This window comes from Ruegeria sp. CH2, from assembly GCF_056537065.1.
On record NZ_JBQFQV010000012.1, the window covers coordinates 93361 to 112105 of the forward strand.

Here is an 18745-nt window from a genome sequence, read left to right on the forward strand (position 1 = left end):
TGCCGTCTCAAAACGCTTGCCCGATCCCGATATAGAATTGCAAACCGTCTCCGGTGGGGCCGCTTACCGGGAAGGCCAGGTCAAACCGCAGGGGTCCGAAGCCGCCCAAATCATATCTTACGCCGATACCGGCACCTGCATGATCTTCCGCGCCACTTCCAATAAAGGAAGAGGTATCGACGACACCGTAGTCGTAAAACCCAACCAGCGACAGAGAATCTGTCACCTTGCCCCGGATCTCGCCGGAAAGTCCAAGAAAGGACTTGCCGCCTGCGACACCGGTCCCGACAGGGATGCCAAGGCTTTCATAGGGTTGCCCGCGCACGGTTCCCGCACCACCGGAAAAAAACAGAAAGTCGGGTGTGACACCATCTGCTGGTGGACCAATGATTGATCCAATTTGCGCCCGCCCCGCCAGCACTATCCTTCCACCCGTGCCAAGGCTGGTATAGGCCCGACCGTCGAAGAACATGCGAATGCCAGTGTCTGTGCCAGAAAAACCGACAAACGGCATTATCTGAGAATCCAAATAGAAACCGCGTGTGGCACTAACTTTGCTGTCTCGCTCATCCCATTCCGAGCGGAAGGGCAGGATAAAGTATCTGAACTTGCGGCCACTTCCATAGGCGTCGTCAGCATCTGACCACTGTAACCCAGCCGAGGCTTCGGCATAGAGCGTGTCCGAGAATGTGCGGCGCGCACCATATGCCACAGACGCAACCGAGACATTGTAGTTTTCGGTGTTGCGGCGCTCCAGCAACGCGTTCCAGAAAGTATTGTCGTCCGGACCCAGACGATCGGGCTGATCCAGGCGCAATCCGATCCGCCCATCAAGATCTTCGGAACCACCGATATTTCGTATCGCGGCCTCGAACCGCAGGCGTTCCGCGCGTTTGAACATGTTTCGATGTGTCCAGGTCGCGGTCACGTCGAGGCCGTCGCGCGAGGCCAGCTCGAGCCCAAAGGTCAGCTGACGCTTTGGCAAGTCTTCGAATGTGGCGTCGAAATCCAGTGTGCCGTCGGGGTTTGCTGTCTCATGTTCCTGCAATGACACGACGTTGAACGTGCCGGTGCGGCGTAAACGTGTTCCAACCTTCTGGATTTTTTCTGGTGAGTAAACTTCTCCGCTTGGGAAACCGGCGATTTTTTCGATGGACCGGTGGCGCACATCCGTCTCGCCCTTAATGAACATTCTGCCAAACGTCAGCCTGCGCCCCGGGTCCAGATCAATCTGCGCATCCAGACGGGCCTGTGCGTGACGGGCGATAATGGTCTGATCCTCAATTTTGGCTTTTGCGTGGCCTGCATTCCGCCAACCCTGCACACCGTCCGAGCCTGCTTTTTGAATGACCCCTGTTGTTGCTAGTTTGCCGGGGGCGAAACCTTCGGGCAGCACGGTGCCAGACGCCAGCGGCTGAACAATGGCCGTGCCGAATTTGAAGCTTGGTCCGGTTTCAACGGTAATTGCGGCCCTGTTGATCTGTGCTGGCACTGTCAAAGAGCTCAACTCAGCGGCTTCCTGCCCGTCAAGCTTGATACTGACAACCGGGCTGAAATACCCTTCGTCATACAAGATCTGCACAAGCGTGCGGTAATCCGACAAAGCGGCAGACAGGATTTCAAGTGGCGTATCCAAGCCCCGCTCTTTCGCTGTTGTAACCGATGATGTCTTTTTCAGGCGTTCAACCAGTTCCTTCGAAGCGCCCGGCGCCGTCAGAGATGTTTCCAGCGCCATCAGAGCGGTCGGGGTCATTGCCATGACAATGGCACTCAGCCAGAACTTCAAACGGCCTTGCGGCGTGCGCCCTTGCATGAATTGCCCCAACTGTCCCAGTTCCAAATCTCAGCGACCGTGTCACGGACGGTCTTATAGTGTCAGGTTAGAACATCTGAATGCTATTGGGAAAAGAGATAAACGCGGGATCGGGTCATTTTGGCCGAATTGTCCCGACCTTTGCTGACACAATTGATTTGCCGCACCTTGATTGGCAGACCGGAATTGCCGCGTTGCAGGCGAAAGCCAACCGTATACAACCAATGTCCGGGCCGGTCCATGGCCTATGCCCTGTGTAATTCACTAGGCAAACGGGTGGTTCTTCGATATTCCCAATATATTGTCAATTGGTATCAAAAAAACCGAAAAAATGTCCTATCTCGACAACATCCGAACCTTTGTCAGGGTTTACGATCTGGGCAGCATGTCTGCGGCCGGGCGGGATCTTAGGATTTCGCCAGCGGTGACATCAGCGCGAATATCGCAACTTGAAGACCATCTGGGTGTGCGCCTGTTCCAGCGCACCACGCGGAACCTGTCCCCGACAGAGCAGGGAAAGGCATTCTATCCCGGTGCGGTGGCGGTTCTGGATGCGGTGGACGAGGCCGAGGCTCAGGTCACGCATCTGACCGAGGCACCGCGCGGATCGTTGTTCGTGGCGTCTCCACTGGGGGTGGGGCGACGTTTGCTTGCTCCGCATGTGCCCGAGTTTCTTGCGGAATACCCCGAGATTGATGTCCGTTTGCGCCTGACGGATCGCTCGGTTGACCTGACCACGGAAGGTCTGGATCTGGCGTTTTTCATTGGCCAGCCCGAGGACAGCACGTTGCGTATTCGCAAGATTGCCGACTGCCAGCGTGCGCTATGTGCTGCGCCGGATTATGTGGCGCGGCGCGGTATGCCTAAGACCGGGGCTGACCTGATTGCCGACAAGCATGAATGCCTGAATCTGCGCTTTCCGGGGGCGACCGAGTTTCAGTGGATGCTGATAACGCCCGATGGTCCGAAACGTTTTGCCGTGTCCGGGCGGTTTGAATGTGATGATGGGGATGTTTTGACGGATTGGGCGTTGTCCGGTCAAGGCATTGCAATGAAGCCGGTTTTCGAGGTGGCCGAGCATCTGAAATCCGGCCGCCTCGTACCGGTTGCGACGGAAACTCCGCCTGTTTCAGTTCAGATGGCCTGCCTATACACGCATCGGCGCCATCAGGATCCAAAGGCACGCCTGTTCATGGATTTCATGATTGAACGGATCAGTAAGGTGGTCCGTGTTACAGAATACCCTGTCGCGGGGCCTAAACCATAGGCTCCGACCCGACGCTGAGTACGAAGGTAAGTCCGGTCACGGCGCGGCCATCAGGCGGGCCACGTCCAGCATGCGGGCCGAAAAGCCCCATTCATTGTCGTACCAGCCGAAAACGCGCACCTGATTTTCTCCGACCATGCGGGTTTCCGGCCCGGCAATGACCAGCGAATCCGGGCGCGCCCGCAAATCGGAAGAGACCAGCGGCATATCCGTCCAACCCAAAACCGGTGACTCGACAACAGCCTGACGCAAAGCATGATCGAAATCCTCGGCCCGCATACCGCGTTCCAGCGTGACCACGAGGTCGACCGCCGAAACGCTGGCTGTCGGGACGCGAACTGCGGCACCCGAGATGCGCCCGGCCAGATGTGGAAGGACCACGTCGATCAGGTGTGTGGCGCTGGACGTTGTCGGAACCATGGACAGCGCACCGGCCCGCGACCGGGCAAGGTCGCCGCGCGGGGCGTCAACCATGGGTTGGCTGTTGGTATAGCAATGGATGGTTGTCATATGGCCCGACAAAATACCGCCAATGTGGTCCAGCACTTTGACCAGCGGTGCCAGCCCATTCGTTGTGCAGGAGGCGTTCGATACGATCCGGGCGCTGCCCAACTGATCCTCGTTCGCCCCCAGAACGACGGTTAAGTCGGCCGCAGGCGAAGGACCCGAGATCAGGACCTTGCTGGCGCCCGCAGACAATCCGCGACGCGCCACGTCGGATGCGCGCGCGACCCCGGTACAATCCAGCATCACGTCTACGCCGGATAAATCAACGCGTGTCAGATCGGCACTGTGCGTCATAGGAACAGAGCGTCCGTCTACGATCAGCGCGGCATCGCCCTGTGACACATCGCCGGGATAGGGGCCGAAGGTGCTGTCGTATTTGAACAGGTAAGCACAGGTCTCCAGCGGCGCGATGTCATTGATCAGCACCAGCTCGATATCCGACCCTTCAGGCAGGGCCAGAACCTGCCGCAGGATCGTGCGGCCAATGCGGCCGAATCCATTAATCGCGAGTTTCATGCGCAAGCTATGGCAGGGCGTCGGGGCGACCTCAATGCCTGATCAACAACAGCTTACTTGCAACTGACCTGAGAAAAGAACTGACCCGAAATATTCTGGTACATGCTGTTGAAGATCACCTTGCATCCCGTCGCTTGTTGAATGGCAGCAATTGCTTGCGTTGTCCGAAGGCGTGGGGGCGGACCGAATGGGTTCAGGTTGTTGTTGTCGCGTGTGGCGCGATAAATGACCGGTTCGTCTGCGACCTGTGTCACAGCCCAGTTGCGGCTCATGACGAAGACGGATTTGGTCTCTTCCCCCGCAATGGCGGGTGCGGTGTGCAGGATTGCAGAGGTAGCGAGTGCGGCAACGGCTATCAGGGCAAGGCGCAGTTTCATGGACAAATCTCCAATGCTCAAAACAAGAAGTTACCTGGATTTCAGCAAATTCCGACCCTTGTGTGAAGCCCCGGGGCAAAAGATCACTGCGATTCCCAGCCAGCCCAGCGTTTAGCGGCGCGACAGGGACAGGGGCATATGCCGGTTGACGTCCTTGTAAAGCAGATACCTGAACCGGCCCGGCCCCCCTGCGTAACAGGCTTGCGGGCAAAAGGCGCGCAGCCACATGTAATCTCCGGCCTCAACTTCGACCCAGTCCTGATTGAGGCGATAAACCGCTTTCCCTTCCAGAACATAAAGCCCGTGTTCCATCACATGGGTTTCGGCGAAGGGAATGACCCCGCCTGGTTCGAAATTGACGATGTTCACATGCATGTCATGGCGCAGGTCCTGCGGGTCTGCGAACCGCGTGGTGGACCATCGGCCTTCGGTGCCCGGCATTTCGACAGGCGTCACATCGCGTTCGTTGGTGATGATCGGGTCTGGCGCGGACAACCCGGGAACGGACTCATAGGCTTTGCGGACCCAGTGGAACCGGGCTGCCGTCTGGCCAGTGTTCCGCAATGTCCAGTCGCTGCCGGCGGGGATATAGGCGTATCCGCCTGTCTCCAACACATGGTTTTCCGAGTTCAGCGTCAAAGTGACTGTTCCTTCGACGACAAAAAGCACTGCCTGTGCTTGCGCGTCTGTCTCTGGCTGATCGCTGCCGCCGCCGGGCTGCACTTCCATGATGTATTGCGAGAACGTTTCGGCAAATCCGCTGAGCGGGCGTGAAAGAACCCACAGGCGTGTTCCTTCCCAGAACGGCAGATAGCTGGTGACGATGTCGCGCATCGTACCTTTGGGAATGACCGCATACGCGTCTGTGAACATGGCGCGGTCGGTCAGCAACTGGTTCTGGCCGGGATGGCCGCCGGTCGGGGCGAAATAGGTCGGATGGGTCATTTGTGTGCCTCGGGATCGTTTGAATGGCACTATGGGCACAAAGGCGCGGCGCTATTAGGTCCTGACGCGCGATAGGTTTGTTCGGGATATTTTGAAGGTCGGTACCCCGGGGGCTTGGCCCTGCTGAAACAGAGGTATATCCTTGGTCACAAATGATTTCAGTTCTGTGAGGCCGCTATGAAAGCCCAGTTTTTACCCGTCATTGCCGCGTGTGGCGCCCTATTGATGACCGGTTCCGCCGACGCCAAGTCACTCTCCCGAATCATAGCTGAGATGGGGCTGTCCCCGGCAGACTTTGAAGTGGTCAGTGAAACCTCGAATGCCCTTTTGAACAATGGCACGCCTTCTGTAGGGCAGGAACGGTCCTGGCAAAACGACGAGACCGGCTCAAAAGGAACGATCCGGGTGCAAAACGTTCAGGGCAACTGCGTCGGCCTTCAGCATGTCATCCAGCCGGAAGGCAGCGATCAAAGCCGCGAGATCAGAACCCGCCGGTGCAATGACGGTAACGGAAACTGGATCCTGACGCCCTGATCTCTGACTTGGTTATCAGTACCCCAGATCGCGACTGACTTCGTGCAACAGGGGATCGCCGGACCTGAGCCTGTGGTAGTTCTCGGCCACATCCGACAGTGCGTCCCCCAGATACCAGCCCGAGACATGCGGTGTGATCGTCACAGAAGGGTGCCGCCACAAGGGACTGTCTTTTGGCAGCGGTTCCTGTGACGTGACGTCCAACACGGCATGGCCCGGTGAGCCGTTATCCAGCGCCGCGATCAGCGCCGCCTCGTCAATCAGGTTTCCGCGTCCGGCGTTCAGCAACTGACTGCCCGGCTTCATCGCGGCCAGCGTCTGTGCGTCAAACAAACCCGCGGTTTGCGGCGTCGAAGGAAGGATGGCACAGACGTGATCACATTGCCCCAATAGCCGAGGCAGCGCGTCTTGCCCATGCAGGCAGGTGACACCATCGATGGACTTTGGTGAGCGGCTCCAGCCCATGACCTGAAACCCGACGGCATGTAACATGCGGGCAGTGCGGGCCCCTATATGGCCCAGACCCAGAACGCCCACAACCGTATCAGGTGTGAAGATAGGTGCGCGCGGCAACCATTCGGCGCGGCTCTGGGATGCCTCGTGAAAAACCATATGGCGCTGAGCGCGCAGAATATAGGCCAGAAACCATTCGGCAATGCCCTGCGCAGGCGCGTCTGGCTTCAATCGCGCTACACGGATATGCGGAGGCAGGTCCGGATGGCCAACTATGGTCTCAACCCCGGCCCCCAGCTTCTGAACCAGTTTCAGGTTGGGCAACTTCGCCGGGTGATTGCTTTGCATGCTGACCACTGCAAGCATCGTAATGTCGTTGGGGTCGCCCAGCGTTCCGGGTGTGCGGATGTCTGCACCGGGCGCTAAGGCTTGTAGTGAGGTGGCGATTTCCTCATCCCCAATCCAGTCCGACAACCCGGTTTCAATCAACAACGCCATATGCGACCCCACTTGGATGTGATGTGGTGACGTCCCGTCACAGCGGTGGACAGGATCAGGTCTGTTAAGCCATCCTCGTGCCTAAAAGTACAGCCCGGTTTCATAACCCGAAAAGGACAGTTTCGTGAAGATACCACTCACCTCGTGCAAGGGAAACCACGTTACTTCGCAACCGGTTACCGGTATGAGTGAGCCGAGGCACACAACGCAGCGAATGACCAGAGGGGACTGATGGCAGGGCTCGACTTCACGGATCAGACCTATTTTCATCAGCGCGAGGATGGGGCGTTTGTAGGACATGATCCTGCACGCGGTCCGTGGTCTGCCGATCATTGCCACGCAGGGCCGGTCAGCGGGTTGATAGTGCGGGCAGCGGAAACTGAGGTTGGCCCCGAAAAGATGCTGACCCGCCTGACAGTTGACCTGTTGCGCCCTCTGCCCTTGGCCGGGTTGCGGGTTGCCGCAGAAACCACGCGTCATACCAAGACGCTGGCGACCACACGGGTTACGGTGCACGATCTGGATGACACACTCTGCGCAACGGCCACCACCATGCATCTGGCGCGACGCGATCTGGGCGCGGTGGCAAACGTCGAAACCAGTGCGCCACAGTTGGAAGACGCGGTAGAAGGTCCTTTTCCAATCGGCGAGATTCGTCACGATTTGAAGGGGTTTGCCCACTACAGTGACATCCTTTATCCCATAGACGGCAAACAGGGGGCCGGACCCAAAACGGTCTGGATGCGCACCCCAAAGCTGTTGAGCGGCGAAGATCAGTCGCCCATTCAGGCACTGTGCCCGTTGGCGGATTGCGGCAATGGTATCTCGTGGAATGCTCCGACGTCGGAGATGGGGTTCATGAACACCGATCTGACCGTGAATATCCACCGCGAACCAGTGTCAGATTGGCTGGCGTCCAGTTCGGTTTCACATTGGCAACCTACGGGCATCGGCATGTCTCAGTCCGTGCTTTTCGACACGCATGGCCCTGTAGGGACGGCCCTGCAAACACTGGTGCTGTTCCCACCAGTCTGAAAGTCGGCGGGTTTTCGCGTGAGAGTGTTAAGGCCGTTGTCGCCGTGTCCCGTCAGACCTATCTTGCGCATATGCGCTGGCTCTTCACCGTCATGACCTGTTGCCTGCCGATCCCGGCCCTGCCTCACCCGCATGTCTTTATCGACACCGGGCTGGAGTTCATCGTGGACGAGGCCGGTCACCTGACCCATATCCGGGTGACTTGGGCATATGACGAATTCTACTCTCTGCTTGTTCTGGAAGACATGAATCTGGATCAGGATGCTGACGGCATTTTGACGGAAAGCGAAGAAAAACGTCTGAGCGGGTTCGATATGCAATGGGTCGAGGGGTACAACGGCGACCTCGTGCTCACCAAAGACGGAGCGCTGGTTGCACTGTCCGGTCCAATGGAGCCCAGTGCGACAACGGAAGACGGGCGGATTGTAACCACCCATTTGCGAGCGGTCGAAGGCGACGCAATACTTGCCACAGGGCTTTCCGCCAAGGCATTTGATGAGTCCTTCTATACGGCCTATGAGATAACGCGCCCTGTAACTGTGACAGGCCCAGCTTTATGCCAGATGGATCGTAACGAACCCGACATAGACGGGCAGCTTGCACAGATGCAGGCGTTTCTGTTGACACTGGACGCGGATTACGACCTCGAGGAAAACGATATTCCCTTGGTTGGTGAGAACTTTGCGACTGAGATACTTGTTTCATGTCCCGTTTCCTGATTGTTCCGGTCGCTCTGGCCTTTGGTTTGCTGCTTTGGTTCTGGGGCAGCGGTGGGTTTGACAGTCTGGCAGGTTGGGCTGCCGGAGAGCAGCGGGACTTTCAGAACCAGATCGCGCGGTCCCTGCGTGCCGCGCGCGCGGAACAGCCTCAGGCGGTGGCCACGCTTCTGACTGTCTGTTTCGCCTATGGGTTCTTTCATGCTGTGGGTCCGGGCCACGGGAAGGTTTTGATCGGCGGCTACGGTTTGGGTCGGCGCGTCGCCTTCTGGCGGTTGTCCGCGATCAGCGTATTGTCCAGTCTTGGTCAGGCGGTGACGGCAGTTGTGCTGGTCTACGCGGGGGTGCTGGTCTTTCAGATGTCCCGCGAAAGCCTTGTTGGGGCGACCGAACAGGTCATGGCTCCGATCAGCTACGGAGCCATTGCGTTGATTGGGCTTTGGCTGGTTGTACGGGCTGTGCGCAATTTCGCACGACAGCAAAAAAAGCATGTCTCTAACGATCACACCCATCAGCACCATCATGATGAGGGAGCCTGTGCGGAGTGCGGTCATCGTCATGGTCCAACCGCGGACGAGGTCGCAAATGTGGGCACGTTGCGCGAAGCCCTGATCCTGATCGCAGGCATAGCAGCGCGGCCTTGTACCGGTGCCTTGTTTGTACTGATTCTGACGTGGCAAATGGGCATCGCCATGGTGGGGATCGCGGGTGCTTTTGCCATGGCGCTTGGCACGGCGACTGTGACTACGCTGGTCGGGTGGACGTCTTTTGGTCTGCGCGGCGGGCTGCTGGCTTCGGCTTCGGCCACGCGCTTTGCGTCGGTTCTGGCACCCTCCATCGAACTGGTGGCGGGGCTTGTCATTGCGGTGATTGCAGGCGGGTTGCTTCTGCGCGCGGTTTAGATCAGTCGAACACCGGTTCCGGGTATCCGACCCGCGCCAGATACAGCCCGTGCGGCGGACACACCGGCCCGCAGGCAGCGCGGTCGGCGGCTTTCAAAGCCTCACGCACATCTTCCGGGGTCCACGCTCCGGCGCCCACACGTTCCAGCGTTCCGACGAAACTGCGCACCTGATTGTGCAAAAACGACCGGGCGCGCACGTGGAAATGAACCTCGGGGGCGGAAAAGCCCTCGACCCATTCAACGCGCAGTTCATCAAGGGTTTTGACCGGGCTGGCCGCCTGACAGATCGACGACCGGAACGTAGTGAAATCATGCCGACCCAGCAGCATGTTTGCGCCTTCCTGCATGGCGTCGACATCCAGAAGGTGGCTAATCTGCCAGACCTGTCCCCGGTCGTGGGTTGCGGGCGCCCGGCGCATCAGGATGCGGAACAGATATTGCCGTTCAACCGCTGAAAACCGCGCGTGCCAATCCTCGGCCACTGGGGCGGCCTTTACGATGGCCACTGGGAGTGGCTTGAGGTGATAGTTCAGCGCCTCAGACAGGCGGAACGGGTCCCATTCCTTTGCCATGTCGCAGTGGGCAACCTGCCCCAGGGCGTGAACACCGGCGTCCGTGCGCCCCGCTGCGGCAATTGTGTGGTCGCCCGGCTGAATACGGGACAGGGCCTGTTCGATGGCGCCTTGTACAGATGGTTGATCCTTTTGCCGCTGCCATCCGGCAAACGGTTCCCCCTGGTATTCAACTTTCAACGCATATCTGGGCATGTGCCGCTGGTACAGCGCAGCGCAGGATCGGGCAAGGGGGCGAAAGCGCTGGTATGTGCCGCGACCGCTACCTATCTTGGGTAAAAGGAAAATTGCGGGGCGGCGGATTGGTCATCTCTTCACTGGCAGACAGTCTTGCGCGTGGCGTCGAAAGTATCGGCGACAGCGTGTCCGAGACATTTTTCGAGCCGGTCATCCGTTTGGGTGTCACCGGGCTGGCGCGATCCGGTAAAACAGTATTCATCACTTCGTTGGTTGCCAATCTGCTGGATCGGGGCCGTATGACCGGGCTGGTTGCACAGCAGGAGGGGCGAATCAATGCCGCCTTTCTGCAACCCCAACCGGATGACACTGTGCCCCGGTTCGATTATGAATCGCACCTGTCCGCCCTGACGGGACAGACACCGCATTGGCCAGACAGCACGCGTGCGGTGTCAGAATTGCGCTTGTCCTTCAAAGCCCGTCCTGCCGGGCTGCTTGCCGGGTTGCAGGGGCCGCGCACGGTCCATCTGGATATTGTCGACTACCCCGGTGAATGGCTGCTGGACCTGGCCTTGCTGGATAAGTCTTACGCAGACTGGTCTCAGGAAACACTGGCACGGATTAAGACCCGCGCCGAGGCTGCCGCGTATCTGGCGCTGGTCCAAGATACAGACCCGTCGGTAGGGCACGACGAACCTGCCGCACAAGCTCTGGCCGCGTCGTTCACCGACTACCTCAACGCAGCGCGCGATGCCGGGTTTTATGACTGTACCCCCGGACGTTTCCTGTTGCCGGGTGATCTGGCGGGATCTCCGGTTCTGACCTTTGCACCGTTGGCAATCACTGGCCCGTCGCGGCGCAGGACCCTTCAGCGCGAGATGGAACGGCGGTTCGACGCTTATAAATCTCAGGTCGTGAAACCGTTTTTTCGGGATCACTTCTCGCGGATTGACCGGCAGGTGGTTCTGGTTGACGCGCTGGGCGCAATTCACAAAGGTCCTCAGGCCGTTGAAGATATGCGCCGCGCGATGGCCGATATCCTGTCGGCTTTTCGTCCGGGACGGAACGCATGGCTGAGCCAGCTTTTGTTGGGCAAAAAGGTCGAGCGCATCCTGTTTGCAGCGACAAAAGCGGACCACCTGCACCACACTCAGCATCCCCGCCTGACCGCGATTATCGAAGCTTTGACGCGCGAGGCACGCGATCGTGCGAATTTCGCCGGGGCCCGGACTGCGGCCCTGTCTCTGGCCTCGCTGCGTGCAACGACCGAAGAGATACGCAGCCATGACGGAACCGATCTGCCATGCGTGCGTGGCACTTTGTTGGACAGCGGCAAACAGGCTGCTTTTTATCCCGGAGAATTGCCCGAGGATCCGGCGCATCTGTTGGGTCCGGCGCGAAATGGGGCGGAGAGCTGGTTGAACGAAGATTATGGGTTCATGGCCTTTGCGCCTGCAAAACTAACCCTGAAACCTGGTGACGGCCCCCCGCATATTCGACTGGATCGTGCAGCGCAGTTTCTGATCGGAGAAAGATTATGATCGCGACACTGCGCCCCGCACGCACCACAGATGCCGGTACAATCGGTACGATCCTGCACGATTTCGCTTTGGAAAACGACTGGATGCCCAAATTGCACAGCTGTGCTGAAACCATCGCCTTTTGCGGCCGGATGATTGATCAGGGCTGGGTCACTGTGGCCGAGGCAGAGACGGGCGTGGTCGGGTTTCTGGCGCTGAATGGTGGTGAAATCCATTCACTTTATCTGGATGCACAAGCTCGGGGGCAGGGGATTGGTCAGCAATTGCTGGGTCACGCGAAAGCAAGCCAGCGGCGGCTGGGCTTGTACTCGTTTCAGGATAATTCCCGCGCCTGTCGGTTCTATGAGCGAAACGGCTTTGCCGAGGTGGCGCGCAGCGATGGGGCAGAAAACGATGAAAACCTGCCGGACATAAGGTTTGTCTGGCACAGCAGGGATACGACAAATGGCTAAAGGTCCGGTTTTGATCGATCTTGACGATGATGAACCCGCTGCTGATGTCGCGCAGGCAAAACCGGTGCCGGATATTGTGCCGCCTCAGGGGCAGGCGATGCAAAGCGCGGCCCGACTGGCGGCCCGCAAACCCTCGGCCCTTGCGCGCTGGTTCTGGGGGCTTGCGCTTTCCGTAGTCGGGGCGGCCATATCGGTGGCCGCCTGGGATTTTGCAACCTCTCTGGTGGCGCGGACGCCCGTTTTGGGTTGGATCGTTGCCGGATTGTTGGCTGCATTGGTTCTGGTGGTGGTGATCATCGCGCTGCGCGAGCTCGCGGCTTTGGGGCGGTTGTCCCGTGTTGATGGGATGCGCCGTGCAGCGGATATTGCATTGGCTGATGAAGACCTGGCTCAGGCACGTGCTGTCACACATCGCATCATTGCATTCTACAAAGGGCGCGAGGATACCCGCTGGGGTCGCGAGCGGTTGTCCGAGCGTATGGGGGAACAGTTCGATGCCGAGGCGCTTTTAAACCTTGCCGAGGATGAATTGTTGGCCCCGCTCGACGCCGCTGCCAGCCGTGAGGTTGAGGCCGCAGCACGGCAGGTTGCCACCGTGACCGCTCTGGTCCCGCTGGCACTGGCGGATGTTGTAACGGCACTAGCCGCGTCCCTGCGGATGATCCGCCGCGTCGCGGAAATCTACGGGGGGCGGGCTGGCACACTGGGAAGCTGGCGTCTGACCCGTGCCGTCTTTGTGCATCTGGTCGCAACTGGGGCGGTGGCCGTTGGTGACGATCTGCTGGAACCTGTTCTGGGCGGATCCGTTCTCAGCAAATTGTCCCGACGGTTCGGAGAAGGTCTGGTCAACGGTGCGCTCAGCGCCCGAGTGGGCGTGGCCGCGATGGAGGTCTGCCGCCCCTTACCATTCTCAAAACGCCACAAACCTTCCACGCGAGGCATCATTAAACGCGCCTTGCAGGGTCTGTTCTCCAAGGGTTGATCCAGAGCAAAGCGTCAGACCACACCCTTCTGCACTCTGCCAGTGAACAATAGGAGCAAACCATGACGGATCACGGTCACAGTCCGCAGGAAATTGCCGACCGGATCAACGCTCCGCCCGGGCGCGGTGTGTTACGCGACGTTGTGTATGGCGGCATTGATGGTTCCGTCACCACATTTGCCATTGTCGCCGGTGTCGCGGGGGCGGGCCTTTCCCCGTTTGTTATCGTGGCACTTGGTTTGGCAAACGTTCTGGCGGACGGGTTTTCAATGGCTGCCGGGAATTACTCAGGCACCAAGGCCGAACTGGACAACATACGGCGCATTCGGGCGATCGAGGAACGCCACATCGCACTCTACCCCGACGGCGAGCGCGAGGAGGTCCGTGAAATTCTGTCGCAAAAAGGGTTGTCAGGGGAAATTCTGAACGAAGCCACCGCCGCGATCACGTCGAGCCACGAACATTGGGTCAACCTGATGATCGAGGGTGAATATGGGCTGGGCAGTGTCGACCCACATCCGATGAAAGCCGCGTTGGCAACGTTCTTCGCGTTCCTTGTGGCCGGGATGATCCCGCTGTTGCCGTTTTTGGCGTCGGTGGAGAATGCTTTCGAGATGTCGGTCTGGATGACGATGGGGGTCTTCTTTGCGATTGGTGCGTTCAAAAGCCGGTGGTCGTTGGCGCCCTGGTGGCGGTCAGGTATCGAAACGCTGTTGATCGGTGGTCTGGCGGCACTGATCGCGTATCTCGTCGGGTCTCTGTTCCATCCATAAATGTCGCAGCACGGTAGTCGCGACTGGTCAAAACTTCCCGGATAGGTAGAGTGGCGCAAAACAGGTGCAAAGGACGATGGCAGATCACGAGCTTTCTGGAAAGAACGTATTGGTTCTGGGTGCTTATGGGTTCATCGGCACCGCCGTCACGCGGGCATTGTCGGCCGCAGGTGCCACGGTTCAGGGCATGGGGCGCAATCTTGCTCAAGGGGCAAAGGTCCTGCCGGGGGTTTTGCTGAAACAGGGCGATATGCGCGATCTGTTGCACAAGGACGATTGGCAGGACCTGCTGGCCGACGTCGATGTCGTGGTGAATTGCGCAGGGGCTTTGCAGGATAACGCGCAGGACAACCTTGAAGCGGTGCACCATATGGCGGTCGCAGCCCTTGCAGGGGCCTGCGCGGAAGGTGGCATAAGCATTGTTCAGATTTCGGCCATCGGAGCAGAGCCGGACGCCAGCACGCATTTCCTGTGCAGCAAGGCACGCGGAGATGCCGCTTTGCGCGCATCGGGCGTAACACTTTGGATTCTAAAGCCAGGGCTTGTTATCGGGCAAACGGATTATGGGGGAACGGCGTTGCTTCGAATGCTGGCGTCTGTTCCTTTTATTCAACCGCTGGCTTACCCCGATACACCCGTTCAATGCATCGGGATGCCCGATCTGTGTGACGTCGTGATTGCTGCCGTTGCCGGTCGTCTGCCGCAGGGTAATTACGATCTGGTCGAGGATACCCCGCATAGTTTGTCGGACGTGGTGCGCTGCACGCGGCAGTGGCTGGGGTTTCCCGCTGCGCGCTTCCATCTGGTCCTGCCGCCTGTCCTGACAAAAGCCGTTGCGGCCATGGCGGATTGTCTGGCCCTGTTGGGTTGGCGGTCTCCGCTGCGCAGCACGGCGATGACGGTCATGGCGGATGGCGTGGTTGGCGACCCCGGCCCCTATCGTGCAGCGGCCGGGCGCGGAAATGCCGCCTTGCCTGAGGTTTATGCCATGCTGCCTTGCGCGCGCGAGCATCGGTTGACCGCGCGGATGACGCTGTTGATGCCGCTGATCGTTGCAACACTCAGCCTGTTCTGGTTGCTGTCGGGCCTGTTTGGGCTGGCGGGTTTGTCTACGGCTTCTGGTATGCTGGTCGAAGCGGGGTGGTCATCCGCCTTGGCGGTGACCAGCGTTGTGTTCTGGTCCCTGATCGACATAGCACTTGGTCTGGCCATCCTGTGGCGCCGATGGGCGGCGCGGGCATGTATGGCGCAGTTGACTGTGGCCATATTCTACCTGATTGCCGCTTCGGTCACGATGCCGGACTTGTGGTTGGACCCGCTGGGGCCGCTGGTGAAAATCCTGCCCGCGATGATCCTGTCGCTTGTGGCGTTGCCCTTGTTTGAGAGCCGATGATGGACCCTGAACTGATCTTGCGATGGCTGCATGTCATCGGTGCATGTGTGCTGCTGGGAACAGGGGCAGGGATCGCCTTTTTCATGCTGATGGCGCACCGGACAAACGACCCGCGCGTCATCGCCCATACGGCGGGTATCGTGGTGCTTGCCGACCTTCTGTTCACCACGACTGCTGTCATCCTGCAACCAGTGACCGGAGCGCTGCTTGCCTGGCAGATCGGGTGGTCTTTGGGTGAAGGTTGGATCGTGTTGTCTCTGGTGCTTTATGTTTTGACGGGCTTTTTCTGGTTGCCGGTGGTTTGGGTTCAAATCCGGTTGCGCGACCACGCGCGAATGGCGGCAGAGCGGGGAACGCAACTGCCACCGGAGTATCACCGCTTGTTTCGGTTCTGGTTCGCCTGCGGGGTTCCGGCGTTTCTGGCGGTTTTGACTATCCTGTGGCTGATGATCGCCCGTCCGGCGATTTCGGTACTTTAGACTTTGTCACGGCTTTCCTGACTGTTGCTGACCGACAGCACAAGATAGCTTGGCCGAAATTACGGATCGGAGAGACTCGGTTGGAAACGTTGCTTGTTCTTATTGGCCTGGTTGTTTTGGCCATCCCGGTGACATTGATTGCACTTCTGGTCGGGCATTCCCGATTGCGTCGCCGGGTCGAACAACTGGAAGCGCAGATCAATGCGTTGGTGTCGGGCGATGCGCTTGCATCGCTGCAACCGGAACAGGATGCACCTGCACCGCAACCTATGGCAGAGGAACAGGTTCACAGCCCGGGGCCGTGGGACGCGCCAAAGCGACAGGAAGACGAAAGCGCCGAAGATGTAGACACCGACGCCGCTACGCCTGCAATTGTATTTCGCCATGACAGGTTTGCCGCGCTGGGCGCGTGGCTGCGTGAGAACTGGTTTTATGCGGTCTCAGCACTGTCGCTGGCATTGGCCGGTATTTTCCTCGTGCAATATGGCGTTGAGAACGGATTGTTACCTCCGGCGGCCCGCGTTTTTGCCGCGCTTGGCTTCGGCTCGGTTTTGATTATCGGGGGTGAGGTTCTGCGCCGCAGGTTCGGGGATGACGAAGCGGTGGCCACTGCCTATTTGCCATCGGTCTTTTCCGGGGCCGGCCTTGTTACCTTGTTCGGCGCCATCCTGTCTGCGCGGCAGCTTTATGGCCTGATCGGGGCCGAGACGGCCTTGGCAGGAATGGTTGTCATCGCGCTTGTTGGGCTTGTTCTGGGGTGGTTCCACGGCCCGCTGCTGGCTGCGGTTGGACTGATCGGAGCTTTTGCAGCACCCTTTCTGGTTGGAGGCGCATCTGACGATCCATCGTGGCTCTATGCCTATTTTCTTTTGGTTGCCGTTTTGGGGCTGGGAATCGACACGGTGCGGCGCTGGGCGTGGATTTCGGTTCTGACGTTGGTCGGGGTATATGCGGCAAACCTGCTTTTGGTCAGTGGCGCTCCGAATACGGAACCGGGATATCTGGTCGCGACAACAGTGCTCGCACTTCTGGCGACGGCCATTCCGGTGCGGCGCGTTTGGCCCGATCATGCAGGGTGCATGATGTCTCAGGTGATCCGCACCCCCGGAACCCGCCCGTGGCCCGAGTTTCCAACTCGGCTCGCCGCCGGAGCGATTGCGGCCAGCACAGCAATCCTGTCCTGGCATTGGGCAGACTCAGCGGCTGAATTCTGGTTGGGTGTCTGCCTGCTGTCCGCCCTGCTTCTGGCGCTGCTATTGTGGGCCAAGGATGCGCCTGCGTTACAGGATCTGACCGTCCTGCCTGCGGCGGGCCTTGTGTTTTTTGTGGCCTCTCACGGCCTGGAATACGGAGTAGTTCTGCGCAGTTTCACCGACACTTATGCCGAGACGCCCGAGGCCGACTTTCCGAGGGCGGCCACCGCGCTGGTTGCTTTGGGCGCGTTTATGTCGATTTTGATGGCATGGCGGTCATTCAGGGCAAACCAGTATCGTGCAATCTGGGCCGGGGGCGCTGTAGTTTTTGCACCCGCGCTGGCTATCGCTTTGGAAATGGGCTGGCATCCTGCCACGGTTATCGGTGCGTACGCTTGGGCCCTGCACGCGATTGTCCTGGCAGTTCTGATGGTGGTTCTGGCCGGGCGTTTTGGTCGCGCCGATGGCGATGACCGGATGCGGGCTGCTCTGGCCACGTTATCGGCGCTGTCCTGTCTGGTCTTTGCTTGCGTCATCGTGCTCAGCTCGGCCGCGCTGACGATTGCGCTGGTGGCCAGCATCGTCGCAGCAGCAGCCTTGGATCGCAGGTTCACCTTGCCGCAGATGAGTTGGTTTATCTGGGCCGGTGTCTTTACGGTCACGGTGCGCTTGGTGCTTGACCCGGGTCTGGACTGGGCCAATGCGGCCCCGGTGCCCGAAATGGCGATGGTCTATGGTGCGGCCACGTTGGGTTTCGTGGCTGGCTGGTGGCTGTTGCGTCCCTTGCAGCGGCCGGTTGCAGCACTGTTGCTGGAAAGCGCGGCATGGGCGACGGGCGGCATCCTGCTGTCCCTGTTGCTACTGCGGTGGCTTGAAGGTTTCGGAGAAGGCGGGGCCGACAACAGCCATTGGGGTCTTGGCCTGCTGGCGGTCATCTGGCTGCTGCTGGCCTTCGCTCAGGTTCAGAGGTTTGGGCTGGGTGGCAAACTGAATTATGCACGGTACGTGTTGGCGGCGTTCTTTGCCGGTCATGGCGTGTTCCGACTGACCCTGGCTTTGACCGACCAAAACCCGCTTCTGAACCCCAACGCCGACCCGGTGCTTGGCCCACCGGTTCTGAACACTCTTGTCCTTGCCTATCTGGTGCCTGCACTGACCATCGGATTCTCGGCATGGCGGATCAGGGACATGCCAAAGCAGATCAGGCTGGCAAGCTATGCCATTGCGGGTGCGTTGGTTGCCGTGTGGTTCGGGTTGACCATCCGCCATTTCTGGCAGGGCGCAGCAGGCATGTTTGAAGGCAACGGCGTCACGCAGCCCGAGCTTTATACATATACCCTTGTTCTGCTGCTGGTCGGGGCGGCGCTGTTCTACCAATCTCTGGCACGTGGTTCGGATGCGATGCGCAAGGCGGGGTTGGTGGTGATCGGGCTGGCGGTGGCCAAGGTCTTTCTGATCGATATTGCCGGTCTGGGCGGGCTGATCCGCGTGTTCTCACTGCTGGCGCTGGGGCTTGGGCTGGCCGGTCTGGCATGGTTGAATCGCTGGGCCAAGCTGCGCCATTCGCCGCATGGGCCGGAACCTCTGGACCATTGAAGGCAGGCGTCTTATAAGCGCG

The 18745-nt window shown here is 59.3% G+C and carries 18 protein-coding genes; 12 read left to right on the plus strand and 6 right to left on the minus strand.

All coding sequences use genetic code 11. From position 1 onward, the window contains the following. Window positions 1-7: 7 nt before the first annotated feature. Window positions 8-1813, minus strand: a complete 1806-nt coding sequence (locus tag ACR0M9_RS15680) for an autotransporter assembly complex protein TamA (protein WP_480774053.1) — start codon at window positions 1811-1813, stop codon at window positions 8-10. 331 nt (window positions 1814-2144) lie between these two features. Here ACR0M9_RS15680 and ACR0M9_RS15685 point away from each other — a divergent pair, with 331 nt between their 5' ends. Continuing rightward, the gene (locus ACR0M9_RS15685) at window positions 2145-3080 is read left to right on the plus strand and encodes a LysR family transcriptional regulator (RefSeq protein WP_267366562.1); all 936 of its coding nucleotides are present in this window, start codon (window positions 2145-2147) and stop codon (window positions 3078-3080) included. A 36-nt stretch (window positions 3081-3116) separates the two neighbouring features. Here the strand turns inward: ACR0M9_RS15685 and ACR0M9_RS15690 are convergent, their stop codons facing one another. From ACR0M9_RS15690 to ACR0M9_RS15700, 3 genes are all read right to left on the minus strand, one after another. Further along, window positions 3117-4103 carry a type I glyceraldehyde-3-phosphate dehydrogenase gene (locus ACR0M9_RS15690; RefSeq protein WP_480774054.1) on the minus strand — a complete coding sequence of 329 codons (987 nt, stop codon included), beginning with the start codon at window positions 4101-4103 and terminating at the stop codon, window positions 3117-3119. Between the two features lie 53 nt (window positions 4104-4156). Continuing rightward, window positions 4157-4480: a hypothetical protein gene (locus tag ACR0M9_RS15695; RefSeq protein WP_480774055.1), complete on the minus strand. Its 324-nt coding sequence runs from the start codon at window positions 4478-4480 to the stop codon at window positions 4157-4159. Between the two features lie 111 nt (window positions 4481-4591). Further along, the gene (locus ACR0M9_RS15700; RefSeq protein WP_267366556.1) at window positions 4592-5425 is read right to left on the minus strand and encodes a bifunctional allantoicase/(S)-ureidoglycine aminohydrolase; all 834 of its coding nucleotides are present in this window, start codon (window positions 5423-5425) and stop codon (window positions 4592-4594) included. A gap of 225 nt (window positions 5426-5650) precedes the next feature. Between ACR0M9_RS15700 and ACR0M9_RS15705 the strand changes: the two genes are divergently transcribed. Next, window positions 5651-5959 carry a hypothetical protein gene (locus tag ACR0M9_RS15705; protein WP_480473761.1) on the plus strand — a complete coding sequence of 103 codons (309 nt, stop codon included), beginning with the start codon at window positions 5651-5653 and terminating at the stop codon, window positions 5957-5959. Between the two features lie 15 nt (window positions 5960-5974). Here the strand turns inward: ACR0M9_RS15705 and ACR0M9_RS15710 are convergent, their stop codons facing one another. Beyond that, on the minus strand, window positions 5975-6910 hold the full coding sequence (locus ACR0M9_RS15710) for a 2-hydroxyacid dehydrogenase (RefSeq protein ID WP_480488223.1): 936 nt from the start codon (window positions 6908-6910) through the stop codon (window positions 5975-5977). A 231-nt stretch (window positions 6911-7141) separates the two neighbouring features. Here ACR0M9_RS15710 and ACR0M9_RS15715 point away from each other — a divergent pair, with 231 nt between their 5' ends. From ACR0M9_RS15715 to ACR0M9_RS15725, 3 genes are read left to right on the plus strand one after another with little or no spacing between them, the layout of a single operon-like run. Further along, on the plus strand, window positions 7142-7945 hold the full coding sequence (locus ACR0M9_RS15715) for a thioesterase family protein (RefSeq protein WP_480774056.1): 804 nt from the start codon (window positions 7142-7144) through the stop codon (window positions 7943-7945). A gap of 44 nt (window positions 7946-7989) precedes the next feature. Continuing rightward, on the plus strand, window positions 7990-8664 hold the full coding sequence (locus ACR0M9_RS15720; RefSeq protein ID WP_480774057.1) for a DUF1007 family protein: 675 nt from the start codon (window positions 7990-7992) through the stop codon (window positions 8662-8664). Beyond that, entirely contained in the window at window positions 8649-9563 is a 915-nt protein-coding gene (locus ACR0M9_RS15725) for a nickel/cobalt transporter (protein WP_480774058.1), read from the plus strand. Before ACR0M9_RS15720 ends, ACR0M9_RS15725 begins: the two co-directional genes overlap by 16 nt. Window position 9564: 1 nt before the next feature. Here ACR0M9_RS15725 and truA read toward each other — a convergent pair whose 3' ends face one another. Continuing rightward, on the minus strand, window positions 9565-10332 hold the full coding sequence (gene truA / locus ACR0M9_RS15730) for a tRNA pseudouridine(38-40) synthase TruA (protein WP_480774059.1): 768 nt from the start codon (window positions 10330-10332) through the stop codon (window positions 9565-9567). 107 nt (window positions 10333-10439) lie between these two features. On the opposite strand from truA, the gene ACR0M9_RS15735 reads away from it, so the two are divergent. The 7 genes from ACR0M9_RS15735 (at window position 10440) to ACR0M9_RS15765 (ending at window position 18723) form a co-directional block, all read left to right on the plus strand. Next, window positions 10440-11855, plus strand: a complete 1416-nt coding sequence (locus ACR0M9_RS15735) for a YcjX family GTP-binding protein (RefSeq protein ID WP_480774060.1) — start codon at window positions 10440-10442, stop codon at window positions 11853-11855. Further along, entirely contained in the window at window positions 11852-12307 is a 456-nt protein-coding gene (locus ACR0M9_RS15740; RefSeq protein ID WP_480483988.1) for an N-acetyltransferase family protein, read from the plus strand. The genes ACR0M9_RS15735 and ACR0M9_RS15740 overlap by 4 nt, the downstream gene beginning before the upstream one ends. Beyond that, window positions 12300-13289 (plus strand): YcjF family protein, encoded by a 990-nt coding sequence (locus ACR0M9_RS15745; protein WP_480483987.1) that lies wholly within the window; start codon window positions 12300-12302, stop codon window positions 13287-13289. Before ACR0M9_RS15740 ends, ACR0M9_RS15745 begins: the two co-directional genes overlap by 8 nt. Before the next feature lie 62 nt (window positions 13290-13351). After that, window positions 13352-14062 carry a VIT1/CCC1 transporter family protein gene (locus ACR0M9_RS15750; RefSeq protein WP_267367744.1) on the plus strand — a complete coding sequence of 237 codons (711 nt, stop codon included), beginning with the start codon at window positions 13352-13354 and terminating at the stop codon, window positions 14060-14062. Window positions 14063-14138: 76 nt separating this feature from the next. Beyond that, complete coding sequence (locus tag ACR0M9_RS15755) at window positions 14139-15455, plus strand: SDR family oxidoreductase (protein ID WP_480774061.1); 1317 nt, start codon at window positions 14139-14141, stop codon at window positions 15453-15455. Next, the gene (locus tag ACR0M9_RS15760; RefSeq protein WP_480546341.1) at window positions 15455-15934 is read left to right on the plus strand and encodes a DUF2269 family protein; all 480 of its coding nucleotides are present in this window, start codon (window positions 15455-15457) and stop codon (window positions 15932-15934) included. Before ACR0M9_RS15755 ends, ACR0M9_RS15760 begins: the two co-directional genes overlap by 1 nt. Continuing rightward, window positions 15895-18723: a DUF2339 domain-containing protein gene (locus tag ACR0M9_RS15765; protein ID WP_480774062.1), complete on the plus strand. Its 2829-nt coding sequence runs from the start codon at window positions 15895-15897 to the stop codon at window positions 18721-18723. Before ACR0M9_RS15760 ends, ACR0M9_RS15765 begins: the two co-directional genes overlap by 40 nt. Window positions 18724-18745 lie beyond the last annotated feature (22 nt).